14 protein-coding genes (1 of these 14 running past the window's edge) are annotated in these 13,996 nt (G+C 59.4%); 5 read left to right on the top strand and 9 right to left on the bottom strand.

The features are described 5' to 3' along the window. Positions 1–38 precede the first annotated feature (38 nt). Positions 39–1,404 (top strand): IS3 family transposase gene (locus HKK52_RS16840; RefSeq protein ID WP_169371756.1). Its coding sequence is split into 2 segments (ribosomal slippage): positions 39–511 and positions 510–1,404, totalling 1,368 coding nucleotides; the frame shifts between segments, so codons are not numbered across the junction. Between the two features lie 140 nt (positions 1,405–1,544). Here HKK52_RS16840 and HKK52_RS16835 read toward each other — a convergent pair. The 3 genes from HKK52_RS16835 to HKK52_RS16825 form a co-directional block, all read right to left on the bottom strand. Then, positions 1,545–2,903: an 8-oxoguanine deaminase gene (locus HKK52_RS16835; protein ID WP_169371755.1), complete on the bottom strand. Its 1,359-nt coding sequence runs from the start codon at positions 2,901–2,903 to the stop codon at positions 1,545–1,547. 205 nt (positions 2,904–3,108) lie between these two features. Beyond that, entirely contained in the window at positions 3,109–3,795 is a 687-nt protein-coding gene (locus tag HKK52_RS16830) for an SDR family oxidoreductase (RefSeq protein ID WP_169371754.1), read from the bottom strand. Between the two features lie 25 nt (positions 3,796–3,820). Then, on the bottom strand, positions 3,821–4,171 hold the full coding sequence (locus tag HKK52_RS16825; RefSeq protein WP_169371753.1) for a MerR family transcriptional regulator: 351 nt from the start codon (positions 4,169–4,171) through the stop codon (positions 3,821–3,823). Between the two features lie 83 nt (positions 4,172–4,254). Here HKK52_RS16825 and HKK52_RS16820 point away from each other — a divergent pair, with 83 nt between their 5' ends. Further along, positions 4,255–4,695, top strand: a complete 441-nt coding sequence (locus tag HKK52_RS16820) for a hypothetical protein (RefSeq protein WP_169371752.1) — start codon at positions 4,255–4,257, stop codon at positions 4,693–4,695. A 40-nt stretch (positions 4,696–4,735) separates the two neighbouring features. On the opposite strand, the gene HKK52_RS16815 is transcribed toward HKK52_RS16820, so the two are convergent. The 3 genes from HKK52_RS16815 to HKK52_RS16805 are packed head-to-tail and all read right to left on the bottom strand — an operon-like array spanning position 4,736 to position 8,333. Continuing rightward, a complete protein-coding gene (locus HKK52_RS16815; protein WP_169371751.1) occupies positions 4,736–5,662 on the bottom strand; it encodes an ABC transporter permease in 927 nt (308 codons plus the stop codon). Beyond that, positions 5,662–6,768, bottom strand: coding sequence for an ABC transporter permease (locus HKK52_RS16810; protein ID WP_169371750.1), 1,107 nt, complete (start codon positions 6,766–6,768; stop codon positions 5,662–5,664). Before HKK52_RS16810 ends, HKK52_RS16815 begins: the two co-directional genes overlap by 1 nt. An 11-nt stretch (positions 6,769–6,779) precedes the next feature. Beyond that, the gene (locus HKK52_RS16805) at positions 6,780–8,333 is read right to left on the bottom strand and encodes an ABC transporter ATP-binding protein (RefSeq protein ID WP_169371749.1); all 1,554 of its coding nucleotides are present in this window, start codon (positions 8,331–8,333) and stop codon (positions 6,780–6,782) included. Between the two features lie 30 nt (positions 8,334–8,363). Between HKK52_RS16805 and HKK52_RS16800 the strand changes: the two genes are divergently transcribed. Then, positions 8,364–8,522, top strand: coding sequence for a hypothetical protein (locus HKK52_RS16800; protein ID WP_169371748.1), 159 nt, complete (start codon positions 8,364–8,366; stop codon positions 8,520–8,522). Positions 8,523–8,911: 389 nt separating this feature from the next. Here the strand turns inward: HKK52_RS16800 and HKK52_RS16795 are convergent, their stop codons facing one another. The 3 genes from HKK52_RS16795 to HKK52_RS16785 form a co-directional block, all read right to left on the bottom strand. Further along, positions 8,912–9,493, bottom strand: coding sequence for an IMPACT family protein (locus HKK52_RS16795; RefSeq protein WP_169371747.1), 582 nt, complete (start codon positions 9,491–9,493; stop codon positions 8,912–8,914). Between the two features lie 7 nt (positions 9,494–9,500). After that, positions 9,501–10,151 carry a TetR/AcrR family transcriptional regulator gene (locus HKK52_RS16790; RefSeq protein ID WP_169371746.1) on the bottom strand — a complete coding sequence of 217 codons (651 nt, stop codon included), beginning with the start codon at positions 10,149–10,151 and terminating at the stop codon, positions 9,501–9,503. A gap of 198 nt (positions 10,152–10,349) precedes the next feature. Beyond that, on the bottom strand, positions 10,350–11,270 hold the full coding sequence (locus tag HKK52_RS16785; RefSeq protein WP_169371745.1) for a LysR family transcriptional regulator: 921 nt from the start codon (positions 11,268–11,270) through the stop codon (positions 10,350–10,352). A gap of 125 nt (positions 11,271–11,395) precedes the next feature. On the opposite strand from HKK52_RS16785, the gene HKK52_RS16780 reads away from it, so the two are divergent. Continuing rightward, positions 11,396–12,745 (top strand): aspartate aminotransferase family protein, encoded by a 1,350-nt coding sequence (locus HKK52_RS16780; RefSeq protein ID WP_123402283.1) that lies wholly within the window; start codon positions 11,396–11,398, stop codon positions 12,743–12,745. A 62-nt stretch (positions 12,746–12,807) separates the two neighbouring features. Beyond that, on the top strand, positions 12,808–13,996 hold the 5' portion of the coding sequence (locus tag HKK52_RS16775; protein WP_046044700.1) for a CoA-acylating methylmalonate-semialdehyde dehydrogenase. The gene runs 305 nt beyond the window's last position; only the first 1,189 of its 1,494 coding nucleotides appear in the window; it begins with the start codon at positions 12,808–12,810; its stop codon lies off the right edge, out of view.

Raw genomic sequence — 13,996 nt, 5'->3', positions numbered from 1 at the left:
TGCACCCCAAAAGTTGGACACAACCGATGGGGTGTTTCATGGGGAAGTACACGGTTCAAGCGAAGCTGTCAGCGGTACAGGATTACTGCACCGGCGAAGCGGGGCTTAGAGATGTAGCGCATCGTCACGACGTGGATTTTTCGTCGTTGCGCCAGTGGGTCGCGGCCTACAAGGTGCACGGCCCGGCCGCTCTGGAAGTAAAAAAAGTGCAGCACTACAGTGCTGAATTCAGGATGTCCGTCTTGAAGCGGATGCGTGAAGAGCAGCTTTCCTACCGTCAAGTGGCCGCGCTATTTGATATCCGGAAATTCAACATCGTCGGCGATTGGCAGCGCCGCTATGATGAGGGCGGTGAAAATGCCCTGCTCAGCCAACCCAGACGAACTGGATCTACAAAGAAAATGCCCAAACCGCCCGAACCTGCCCAGCCTCTGTTACCTGATGAGTCCTGTTCCCGGGATGAGTTGATCGCAGAACTGAATCAACTTCGGCTGGAAAATGATTATCTAAAAAGCTCGATGCCTTGGTTCAGAAGAAACGAGCAGCGCAACAGAAAAAGCGCAAATCGTAATTGAACTGAGGCAGCGGCACTCTCTCGACGCCTTGTTGAAAATCACCGGATTGGCGCGCAGCACGTTCTACTATCAGCAGAAAGTGCTCCAGGCGGCTGATAAGTATGCGGAGCTGAAAGCCAAGATATGTGAGGTCTTCAACAAAGAAGAAGGTAAGTTTGGCTATCGCCGCGTAACGCTGGCAGTGCGCAAGGCCGGTTTCTTGATCAACTACAAGACCGTGCAACGCCTTATGGCTGAACTTGACCTCAAATGCCGAGTACGTGTGAAGAAGTACCGCGCCTACAAAGGTGAAGTGGGGCGAGCCGCCCCCAATCTTCTGAACCGCGATTTCCAAGCATCACAACCCAATCAGAAATGGGTAACCGACGTCACGGAGTTTAAGGTGGGAGGACAGAAGCTGTATCTATCGCCAATTCTGGACCTCTATAACGCCGAGATCATTTCCTACGATATCGCCAGACGGCCGTTGTTCAGCATGGTCGGGGCAATGCTTAGTAAAGCTTTTGCGCGACTAAAACCGGGCGAAAAACCCATCTTGCACTCAGACCAAGGCTGGCAGTACAGGATGCCTATTTATGACCAGCGCCTAAAAGAGCACTCGGTCACAGCGAGCATGTCGCGCAAAGGGAACTGTTACGACAACGCGGCCATGGAAAGCTTCTTTGGCACGCTCAAATCCGAATTCTTTTACCTGAACAAATTCAGTAATCTTGACGAGCTTCAGACCGGATTAGTGGACTACATCGACTATTACAATCACCGGCGCATCAAGCTGAGACTAAATGGAATGAGCCCTGTGGAATACAGGACCCAATCCGTTCAGGCCTAGAGCCACAATCGTCCAACTTTTGGGGTGCAGACCACTCTGCGTGGGGATGCAGTCCGGGACGCTCCGCGTCCCAACGCGGACGCAGAGCGTCCAATGAGGCATTCCTTTGCTGCGCGTGGGAACGATCGGGCGGTGTTGTGTCAGACGCCAGCAATCAACTGCCGAGCCGCCTGGCTGTGATCTGCAATCAACCCCTTCAGATCCAACCCCTCAACCTGCCCATCAATCACCCGCCACTTGCCGCCGATCATCACCCGATCCGCGCGATCCGCCCCGCACAACAGCAGCGCCGACACCGGATCATGGCTGCCGGAGAACCGCAGTTCATCCAGTTTGAACAACGCCAGATCCGCCTGCTTGCCCACCGCCAGCTCGCCGATATCGCTACGCCCGAGCAAACTCGCCGAGCCCTTGGTCGCCCAACCGAGGACCAGTTCCGGGGTGATCTTCTCGGCGCCATAGCGCAGGCGCTGGATATAAAGCGCCTGACGGGTTTCGAGCATCATGTTCGATGCATCGTTGGACGCCGAACCGTCCACGCCCAGACCCAGCAACGCACCCGCGGCGGTCAGGTCCAGCGTCGGGCAGATGCCGGAGGCCAGGCGCATGTTCGAGCTTGGGCAGTGGCAAATGCCGGTACCGGCGGCGCCGAGACGGGCGATTTCGTCCGGGTTGAAATGAATGCCGTGGGCCAGCCAAGTGCGGGGGCCGAGCCAGCCGACGCTGTCCAGGTAATCGACGGTGCGCAGGTCGAAGCGTTGCAGGCAGAAGTCTTCTTCGTCGAGGGTTTCGGCGAGATGAGTGTGCAGGCGCACGTCGAGTTTGTTCGCCAGTTCGGCGCTGGCGGACATGATTTCCGGGGTTACCGAGAACGGCGAGCACGGCGCCAGGGCGATCTGGATTTGCGCGCCGTCGCCACGTTCGTGGTACGCGGCGATCAGGCGCTGGCTGTCGTCGAGGATCACTTCACCTTGCTGCACGGTTTGCTGCGGCGGCAGGCCACCGTCCTTTTCGCCGAGGCTCATCGAGCCGCGGGTCAGCATGGCGCGCATGCCCAATTCGCGAACACTTTCGACTTGCACGTCGATCGCGTTTTCCAGGCCTTCGGGGAACAGGTAATGGTGATCGGCCGCCGTGGTGCAGCCGGAGAGCAGCAATTCCGCCAGCGCGACTTTGCTGGCGAGGGCGAGTTTTTCCGGGGTGAGGCGCGCCCAGACCGGGTACAGGGTTTTCAGCCACGGGAACAACGGCTGGTTAACCACCGGCGCCCAGGCGCGGGTCAGGGTTTGATAGAAATGGTGATGGGTGTTGATCAGGCCGGGCAGGATCACATGCTCGCGGGCATCGAACACGTGTCCACAGGGCGCGGACGGTTGCTGGCCGGCGGCGAGCAGTTCGACGATCACACCGTCTTGCACCACCAGGCCGCCACGGGCATCGAGGCCATTGGCAGTGAAGATCGCGAGGGGATTTTTTAACCAGGTACGGGTCGCAGGCATGTTGGCCGGCTCCTCTGAAAGTGGGTTCAGGTTAGCCAGCTCAGTGATTACCCTGTCTGCTGATCCAGGGTCGTCGCGGGGACGAGGTGCGGAGTTTCAAACAAAATGGCGTTGCGGGCAAGCCCGACCCGACGACACACCCCCTTGTAGGAGCGAGCGGGCAAGTCGAATCGTCGCACCGCTCGCTCCTACAAGGTATCTGGGGTTACCAGGGAATGGTTTCACCCTTGTAGTTCACGAAGTGATGCCCGCCCTTGCCGGTGTATGCGTTCACCTGATCGACCAAGCCACGGGTGCTGGTTTCCACATCCAGGTCCGCGCCTTCGCCGCCCATATCGGTTTTCACCCAACCCGGATGCAGCGACAGCACGGTAAGTTTCTGCTCGCCCAGCTGTGTCACAAAGCTATTGGTCATGGAGTTCAACGCTGCCTTGCTGGCCTTGTACAACGCCAGTTCCGGCGCGTCGGGCATGGTCACGCTGCCCAGCACCGAACTCATGAATGCCAACACGCCGCTGCCATCACGAATCTGCCCGACGAAACGCTGGGCCAGGTTGATCGGTGCCACGGCGTTGGTGAAAAACAGCTGCCCGACTTCGGCCAATGTCGCGCCGCCCGGCGTCTGCACGTCCGGCCCCTTGACCCCGGCGTTCACGAACAACAGATCAAACACTTCGCCCTTGAGTTGCTGGCTCAGCGCGATGACGGCCTGCTGATCATCCATGTCGAGTTTTTCAATCCGTACCTTGCCCAGCGCTTGCAGCGCCTCGGCGTTCTGCGGGTTGCGCACGGTGGCGGTGACTTGCCAGCCGTCGGCCAGCAGGGTTTTCACCAGGCCGAGGCCCAGGCCCCGGGAGGCGCCGATGATGAGTGCGGTTTTTGCCGTGGACATGAGTAGCTTCCTTGATAAGTGAGAATCATGGATTCAAAGGACAACGCTGACCGAGCCTTTGCTGCAACTCGTTGCGCAGGGCGCCGAGTTCGTCCATTCGGGTTTCGATCAGCTTGAGCTTGTCTTGCAGCAATTGCGTAACGGCACTGTCCGGGTCGGGCGACCGCCACAACGCGGCGACGCTATTGCCGATCTCGCCGAGGGTAAAGCCCAGTCGTTGAGCGGTCTTGATGTACAGCACCAGTTGCACCATGTCCGCCGGGTAGTCGCGATAGCCATTGGCACTGCGTTGCGCCGCGATCAACCCGCGCTGCTCGTAGAAGCGCAGCGTGTCGCGGCTGACGGCGCTGGCCTGGGCTAATTCACCGATGCGCATCGTGACGTCTCAGAGAGGGCTTGACCTTGGAGCATACTCCAGGCTTTAGCCTTGTTGCTCCCTGATTTTTTGGAGCAGCGCCGATGTGGACTTCAACGCAATATCGCCGAGTGGTAAGAGGCAGTGCCTGGTATGACTTGATCGTGACGGCGGCGTTTGCCACGCCGTGGAGTTTTGCTTTACTGCATGGCGCGCTGTCGGGGTTGAGTCAGGCGTTGGATTTACCGGGTGAGTTACCGGCATTTGAGCCGATGCACATGTTGATGGCGAATCTGCTGGGGTCGATTGTGTGCGTGTGGGCGGTGTTGCGGATTCGGGATCCGCAATTGATTTTTGGGCGGTATGACGCGGTTGGAAGATTTCTGTTTTCGGCTTGGCAGCTGTATGCCTTGCTCCATGGCGCGAGTTCGTTGTTGGTGATTTTCCTGTTCTTTGAATTGGCGTGGGGCGTGGCTCAGGTGTTGCCGGTTCGGGCGCCTTCGCGGGCAAGCCTCGCTCCTACGGGGGCTGCGTCGCTTTTGTAGGAGCGAGGCTTGCCCGCGAAGAGTCCGGACCTGCCAACCGCTAATGCCCTCCCTGCCACGGCTGCCCCAACGACACCGGCGCATATAACCGCGTGCGCACCGCATCCCGGGACAACAACACCAACACCACAATGGTCGCGACATACGGCAGCATCGCCAACAAACTGGAAGGAATCGCCAGCCCCAACCCCTGCGCCACCAAATGCAGGATGCTGGCGAGTCCGAACAGATACGCCCCGAGCAGCAACCGCCACACCCGCCAACTGGCAAACACCACCAGCGCCAAGGCAATCCAGCCGCGCCCGGCGCTCATGTTTTCCGCCCACATCGGCGTATAGGCCAGGGACAAATACGCCCCGGCCAACCCGGCCATCGCCCCGCCGAACAACACCGCCAAGGTACGCACACCGAGCACCGGCAAGCCCATCGCACTGGCGGCATCCGGGTTTTCCCCGACCGCTTGAATGATCAAACCCACACGACTTTTCACAATTACCCACGCCACCAGCGCAAACAGCGCGAACGACAAGTACACCAGCAGATCCTGAGCAAACAGCATCCGCCCGATCAGCGGAATCTCACTCAAATACGGAATCGCCACCGGCTCAAAACCCGCCAGCGGTTTGCCGACCCACGCGGCACCGACAAACGTCGACAGACCCACACCGAAAATCGTCAGCGCCAGACCGGTAGCCACCTGATTGGCGTTGAACACCAACGCCACCAAGGCAAACAGCGACGACAGCAGCATCCCGGCCAACATCGCCAGCAACACGCCGAGCCACAGATTGCCGCTGTTCAACGCGACGATAAAACCGATCACTGCGCCAAACAGCATCATGCCTTCCTGGCCCAGGTTGAGGACGCCGCTCTTCTCGCAGATCAGTTCGCCCAGCGCCACCAGCAGCAACGGCGTACCGCAACGGACCATGGCGTAGAAAATATTGCTCAGCAGATCGATATCCATCACAGCGCTCCTGCGGTTACGGCGGTGGCGGGTGCGCGGCGGGCCCAGCGCAGGTTCAAACGCGGTCGGTAGAGAATCAGCACATCACTGGCCAGCAGGAAAAACAGCATCATCCCCTGGAACAATTGGGTGATGGCTTGCGGCAGGTTCATGCTCATCTGCGCGCTCTCGCCGCCGATGTACAGCAGCGCCATCAACAGGCTGGAAAACAGAATGCCGATGGGATTGAGCCGACCGAGAAACGCCACGGTGATCGCCGCATAGCCGTAGCCCGGCGAGACTTGCGGCACCAATTGACCGATTGGCCCGGTGACTTCACAAACCCCAGCCAGCCCGGCCAAACCGCCGCTGATCAACAGCGCCAGCCAGATCAAGCGCTTCTCGCGAAAGCCGACAAACCCTGCCGCGCGCTTGTCCAGGCCGAGCACTCTGATCTGGAACCCGACAAAGCTTTTCTGCAGCAATACCCACACGGCAACCAACGCCAGCAAAGCGAAATACACCCCGGCGTGAACCCGACCGTCCTCCATCAACAACGGCAAACGGCTGGCATCACCGAACATCGCCGACTCCGGAAAGTTGAACCCGGCCGGATCTTTCAGCGGCCCGTGCACGCAGAACAGCAGCAGGTTGAGGGCGATGTAGTTGAGCATGATGCTGGTGAGGATTTCGTTGGCGTTGAAGCGTGTGCGTAACCACGCCGTCAGCCCGGCCCACGCGGCCCCGGCGAGGGTGCCGGCCAACAGGATAAACACCAGCGCCCAGCGGCTTTGCATGCCGATGATATTCACCGCGAGTGCGCTGCCGGCCAGGGCGCCGAGCAGCAACTGGCCTTCGGCGCCGATGTTCCAGATTCGTGCCTGATACGCCACCGCCAGGCCCAACGCGCAGAGCAGAATCGGCAGCGCTTTGACCAGCAATTCGGAGATGCCATACAAGTCGCTGATCGGTGCGATCAGCAAGGTGTGCAAGGTCAGCAACGGGTCGTGGCCCAAGGCGATAAACAACATAGAGCCGCAGCCCAGCGTCAGCACAGCCGCCAGCAACGGCGAGCACCACAACATCAGGCGTGATTGCTGGCCACGGGGTTCGAGAGAAAGCAGCATGTGAAACTCCGTTAAACCGTTGCGGATGCAGGTGAGTGAGGGGCGTTGAACTGACCGGCCATCCAGCCACCGACGTCGCTCAGCCGCGTATCGACAGTGGCCTGGAGCGGCGACAATCGACCGCTGCACAAAGCACCGAGCCGATCGCCAATCTGGAACAGTTCATCAAGGTCCTCGGAGATCACCAGGATCGCCGCGCCGGCATCGCGCAGGGCAATCAGCGCCCGGTGAATGGTTGCCGCCGCACCGACATCCACGCCCCAGGTCGGGTGCGCGGCTACCAGCAATTTCGGCTGCTGGAGGATTTCCCGGCCGAGGATGAATTTCTGCAAATTGCCGCCGGACAGGCTGCGAGCCGGAGTTTGGGGATCGGGCGCCTTCACCCCGAAGCGGCGGATGATCTCTTCGGCCAGCGCTTCAACTTTGCTGCGCTGGATCAAACCGTTGCTGACCAGCCCTTGTTGAAAAGCGGTGAGCAGGGCGTTGTCGGCCAGGCTCAGTTCAGGTACCGCGCCATGACCCAAACGTTCGGCGGGAACGAAGGCCAATCCGAGTCTGCGGCGGGCGTCGGGGCGTAAATGGGCGACGGCTTGCCCGGCAAAACTGATCGTCTGGCCGTCGTTGCGATGTAGGCATTCTTCACCGCTGAGCAACGCCAGCAATTCATCCTGACCGTTGCCCGCAACCCCGGCGACGCCAACGATTTCACCGCTGCGCACTTCAAGGTTGATGTCTTTGAGCGAGCAACCGAACGGGTCCGGGTTGTGCCAGGACAATCCACTCACCTTCAAAAATGCTTCCCCGCCGAGGACCTTCGGGTAGTCGGTGATCAGCTCCGCCGCGTCACCGACCATCAACCGCGCCAATTGCTGATCCGAACACTCGGCGGGCACGCAATGCCCGGCCACTCGACCGCCGCGCAATACCGTAGCGCTGTGGCACAACGCGCGCACTTCACCGAGCTTGTGGCTGATAAACAGAATGCTGCAACCCTCGGCCGCGAGGCGGCGCAAGGTGACGAACAATTCGTCGGCTTCTTGCGGCGTCAGCACCGAGGTCGGCTCATCGAGAATCAGCAGGCGAATGTCTTGCATCAGGCAGCGAATGATTTCTACGCGCTGGCGTTCGCCGATCGACAGGCTATGGACAAGTCGTTCCGGTTCCAGCGCCATGCCATAGCGCCGCGAGACTTCGCGAATTTTCGGTTCCAGTTGCCTTGGCGTCCCGGCCGCCGCGCCCATGGCCAGCGCAATGTTCTGCGCCACGCTGAGGGTTTCGAACAGCGAGAAGTGTTGAAACACCATGCCAATCCCAAGTCCCCGCGCCTGGGCTGGATTGCGCATGGTGATGCGCTGCCCTTGCCAGATCATTTCCCCGGAATCAGCGTGGGTGACGCCGTAGATGATCTTCATCAACGTACTTTTGCCTGCGCCGTTTTCGCCGAGCAGGGCATGGATTTCACCGGGTGCGATGCTCAGGTCGATGGCATCGTTGGCCAGGCAACCGGGGTAGCGTTTGCTGATGTTGCGCAGCTGCAAGCGAGGGGTTTGATCGGGGATCGGCATGACAGGCTCGGGTCGATTTGAGTTATGCCTGTGGATAAAGCAATTTTCTGGCCATTGAGTCAGGAATTTCGTAAAGCCATGACGATCAAGGGCTTTGTGCGTGTTCCAGAAAGTGTTTCGCTGTTGAATCAAGCACCAGATGAGGGCGAAGCCGTTGATCAGGCTCCGGTTTTGCCCGCGCTAACTTGATCAAAAAACGAGCAGTCGGCCGCGAGCTATGCCGGGCATGGGGCAGCGCCAGCCATGAACGGGTTATCCACAGATTGCTCCACAGTATTTGTGCGCAAGCTCGGCGCGTGGGCATAAGCACTGGGCGGCTATCTTCTAAAGGTGATAAACCGCGCTAACTGTTTGTTTTTTCGTGGATTTAGAGATTTTGATGGCACTTTGGACGAAAAGTGAACAAACCCCGCAAAGCCGCATGACAGAAGGGTTACAGCGGAATGTACTCAGGTTATCCACAGCCGGGTGCACAGCAGATGTGGGCAAGTGTGGGAGGCGTTGAAAATCAGTTATGCCCCAAAAGATCGCGTTTCCCTTCAGGCGCTGCCGAAGGTTGCGATCTTTTGATCCTGCCCTTATCGCTCCAACAAAATCCGCCCGCGACTCAAATCCGCGAGATGCGTTTGCAACAAATCAATCTGCTGCTCACCGACGGCCAGCTGCAATTCAACCCCGTTAGCCGTAAACACTTCCTCCACGACCAACCCACCCAACTCCGCCACCCGTAACTTCAACAGCGCCAACTCGGCAAACCCACAGGCACAACTCACCGGCACCCGGCTGATCAACTCAACCTTCGGCGCACCTTGCAGACATTTATTCGCGCCGCCGCCATAGGCTCGGGCCAAACCACCGGTGCCGAGTTGAATGCCGCCATACCAGCGAATCACCAGTACCGCGACTTGATCGCAATCCTGCGCTTCAATCGCCGCCAGAATTGGCCGGCCCGCCGTACCGCCAGGTTCGCCATCGTCGTTGCTGCGGTACTGGCCGCCGAACTTCCATGCCCAGCAATTGTGCGTGGCGTTCAAGTCGCTGTGCTGTTCGATGAACGCCTGGGCTTCGGCCGGGCTGCTGATCGGCCCGGCCAGGGTGATGAAGCGGCTTTTGCGAATCTCTTCGCGGTACTCGCAAAAACCGCTGAGGGTAAAAGACATAAGTTTCTTAAATGGCAGGTGTGAGGCCGCAGCCCTTGAGGATGATGCGGATCAGGTTGTCACCGGCGTCTTCCATGTCTTGCTTGGTCAGCTTGGTGCGGCCGCTGACCCGGCAGATCTGGGTGGCGAAGTCGGCGTAATGCTGAGTGCTGCCCCACAACAGGAAAATCAGGTTCACCGGGTCGACCGGGTCCATCTTGCCGGCGTCGATCCATGCCTGGAACACCGCAGCGCGGCCCTGGAACCAGGCGCGATAGTCCTGGTTGAAATACTCGGTCAGGCACTCGCCGCCACTGATCACTTCCATGGCAAAAATCCGCGAGGCTTGCGGCTGGCGGCGGGAAAATTCCATTTTGGCGCGGATGTAACGAGTCAACGCTTCCGCCGGATCGTCTTCGGCCGTCAACGTGTTGAAGGTGCTGTCCCACAATTCGATGATGTTGCTCAGCACCGCCACGTACAACCCAAGCTTGTTGGTAAAGTAGTAATGCAGGTTCGCCTTGGGCAACCCGGCATTCTGGGCGATGGTGTTCATGCTGGTGCCTTTGAACCCGTGGCGGGCGAATTCATCTTCGGCGGCTTTGAGGATCGTCTCTTCGTTCTTCTGACGAATGCGGCTGGCAGGTTTGCCGCCGTGGGCGGGGACTTCAAAGGTCATAGGCACTTCCGAAATAGTCTGTGGGTGCAACCCATGCGTTGATAGCGCACCCACAGGTTTCAGACAAGTGCCGATACGATAAAACCTTGCCCTTGTAGGAGCGAAGCTTGCTCGCGATAGCGTCCTCACATTGAACATTGATGTGACTGACACGTCGCCATCGCGAGCAAGCTTTGCTCCTACGGGGCGGTTCAGGCTTTAGCGGGTGGCCGCCAGGCTTTCGAGAAAGCTTTCCAGCACCAAATGCGGGCGCCGACCCTTGCGCGTGACCGATGCGAGGCTCAAGTCATAAAAACGCGCGTTGGGTTTGAGCGCGCGCAACCGGCCTTGCTGTACCCAGAGGCTGGCGTAGTGATCGGGCAGGTAACCGATGTAGCGCCCGGTCAGAATCAGAAACGCCATGCCTTCGCGGTCGGATGCACTGGCGGTGCAATTGAGTGCCTGGTAATGGGCCTGGATCTCGGCGGGCAGGCGGAAAGTTGGAGCGATGGCGTCTTGGCCGTTCAGACGTTCATCGTCCAGCTGTTTGTCATCGACATAAAACAACGGGTGGCCGACCGCGCAGTACAGCAGCGAGCGTTCGCTGTAGAGCGGTTGATATTCCAGCCCCGACAACGCACTGGCCTGCGGTACCACGCCAACGTGCAGGCGCCCGTCGAGCACGCCTTGTTCGACTTCGTTGGGGGCGATCATGCGAATCTGGATTTGCACATCCGGCCCGCGTTCCTTCAATTGCGCCAAGGCGTGGGTGATGCGCATGTGGGGCAGGGTGACCAGGTTGTCGGTCAGGCCGATGGTCAATTCGCCGCGCAAGTGTTGATGCAGGCCGTTGACCTCGGTGCGGAAACTTTCCAGCGCACTTAATAGCTGCAACGCCGATTGGTAGACCTCGCGGCCTTCTTCGGTCAGGGAAAAACCGGCGCGACCGCGTTGGCACAGGCGCAGGCCGAGGCGTTGTTCGAGGTCGCTCATTTGCTGGCTGATGGCCGAGCGGCCGATGCCCAGCACCGATTCCGCCGCGGAGAAGCCGCCACACTCCACGACGCTGCGGAAGATCCGCAACAGGCGGATATCAAAGTCGCTGACTTGGGCCAGCGGATCGGGGCGTCGAGTGCTCATAAGTTTAGTGAAGGCCTGACTGAACGTTAGAAGAGTTGGATTTCACCGACTTTATCCCCGTGGCAATTTAGCTGCAAGAACGCTTTTGATCTCTACGCCGCTTATTGCCCTGCGAGGTTTTAATCATGAACTTGCCCGAAAACGCCCCGTCTTCCCTGGCCAGCCAGCTCAAGCTGGATGCGCACTGGATGCCCTACACCGCCAACCGCAATTTCCAGCGCGATCCGCGACTGATCGTCGCCGCCGAAGGCAGTTGGCTGACAGACGACAAGGGCCGCAAGGTCTACGATTCGCTCTCTGGTTTGTGGACCTGCGGCGCTGGGCATACGCGCAAGGAAATCCAGGAGGCAGTGGCCAAGCAGTTGGGCACGCTCGATTACTCGCCAGGCTTCCAGTACGGCCATCCGTTGTCGTTTCAACTGGCCGAGAAAATCACTGACCTGACCCCGGGCAATCTGAACCACGTGTTCTTCACCGACTCGGGTTCCGAATGCGCGGATACCGCAGTGAAAATGGTCCGCGCCTACTGGCGTCTGAAAGGCCAGGCGACCAAGACCAAAATGATTGGTCGTGCCCGTGGTTACCATGGCGTGAACATTGCCGGCACCAGCCTTGGCGGCGTGAACGGCAACCGCAAAATGTTCGGTCAGGCGATGATGGATGTCGATCATCTGCCGCACACCCTGCTGGCAAGCAATGCTTACTCCCGTGGCATGCCGAAAGAGGGCGGTATCGCCCTGGCGGATGAGTTGCTCAAGCTGATCGAATTGCACGACGCTTCGAACATAGCCGCGGTGTTTGTCGAGCCAATGGCCGGCTCCGCTGGCGTACTGGTGCCGCCTGAGGGCTACCTCAAGCGTCTGCGCGATATCTGCGATCAGCACAACATCCTGCTGGTGTTCGACGAAGTGATCACTGGTTTCGGCCGTACCGGTTCGATGTTCGGCGCCGACAGCTTCGGCGTGACTCCGGACCTGATGTGCATCGCCAAACAAGTCACCAACGGCGCGATCCCGATGGGCGCGGTGATTGCCAGCTCCGAGATCTATCACACCTTCATGAACCAGGCGACGCCGGAGTACGCGGTGGAATTCCCCCACGGCTACACCTACTCGGCCCACCCGGTGGCGTGCGCCGCTGGCCTGGCGGCACTCGACCTGCTGCAAAAGGAAAACCTGGTGCAGAGCGTGGCCGAAGTCGCGCCGCATTTCGAAAATGCGCTGCACGGTTTGAAAGGCTCGAAGAACGTTATCGACATTCGTAACTACGGCTTGGCTGGTGCGATCCAGATTGCCCCGCGTGACGGCGACGCGATCGTGCGTCCGTTCGAAGCCGGCATGGCGTTGTGGAAAGCCGGGTTCTACGTGCGCTTCGGCGGCGACACCCTGCAGTTCGGCCCAACCTTCAACAGCAAGCCGCAAGACCTTGATCGCCTGTTCGACGCGGTTGGCGAAGTGCTGAACAAGATCGACTGATTTCTCTTCTATATAGAGGCGCTCTTAAAGGGCGCCCGTGAACAATTTTTCTGGAGCCCCGCATGAGCCTTATCCCGCATTTGATCAATGGCGAACTGGTAACCGAAGACGGTCGTACGGCTGACGTGTTCAATCCGTCGACCGGCCAGGCGATCCACAAGCTGCCATTGGCCAGCCGCGAAACCATTCAAAAAGCCATCGACTCGGCCAAAGCTGCGTTCCCGGCCTGGCGCAACACGCCGCCGGCCAAACGTGCGCAGGTGATGTTCCGTTTCAAGCAATTGCTGGAGCAGAACGAAGCGCGTATCGCGCAGTTGATCAGCGAAGAACACGGCAAGACTTTGGAAGATGCTGCCGGTGAGCTGAAGCGTGGGATCGAGAACGTCGAGTTCGCCTGCGCGGCGCCGGAAATCCTCAAGGGCGAATACAGCCGTAACGTCGGCCCGAACATCGATGCATGGTCGGACTTCCAGCCGTTGGGCGTGGTGGCCGGTATCACCCCGTTCAACTTCCCGGCCATGGTGCCGCTGTGGATGTATCCGCTGGCGATCGTCTGCGGCAACTGCTTCATCCTCAAGCCGTCCGAGCGTGATCCGAGTTCGACACTGCTGATTGCTCAGTTGTTGATCGAAGCCGGTCTGCCTAAAGGTGTTCTGAGCGTGGTGCACGGCGACAAGGCTGCGGTAGATGCGCTGATCGAAGCACCGGAAGTCAAGGCGCTGAGCTTTGTCGGCTCGACGCCGATTGCCGAATACATCTATGCCGAAGGCACCAAGCGCGGTAAACGCGTCCAGGCACTGGGCGGCGCGAAGAACCACGCGGTGCTGATGCCGGATGCGGATCTGGATAACGCCGTCAGCGCACTGATGGGCGCGGCGTATGGTTCCTGCGGTGAGCGTTGCATGGCGATCTCGGTGGCCGTGTGCGTCGGCGACCAGGTGGCGGATGCGTTGGTGGCCAAATTGGTGCCGCAAATCAAGGCGTTGAAAATCGGTGCCGGTACGTCGTGTGGTCTGGACATGGGGCCGCTGGTTTCCGGTCAGGCTCGCGATAAAGTCAGTGGCTATATAGAAGACGGCGTTTCTTCTGGCGCAACCTTAGTGGTTGATGGCCGTGGTCTGAGCGTGGCGGGGCATGAGGAAGGTTTCTTCCTGGGTGGCTGCCTGTTCGATAACGTCACGCCAGAGATGCGCATCTATAAAGAAGAGATCTTTGGGCCTGTGCTGTGCGTCGTCCGGGTGAACAGCCTGG

This window comes from Pseudomonas sp. ADAK2 (genome assembly GCF_012935755.1).
GTDB lineage: Bacteria > Pseudomonadota > Gammaproteobacteria > Pseudomonadales > Pseudomonadaceae > Aquipseudomonas.
Note: the sequence above shows the minus strand (reverse complement) of the source record. Positions and strands in the feature narration are given on the sequence as shown.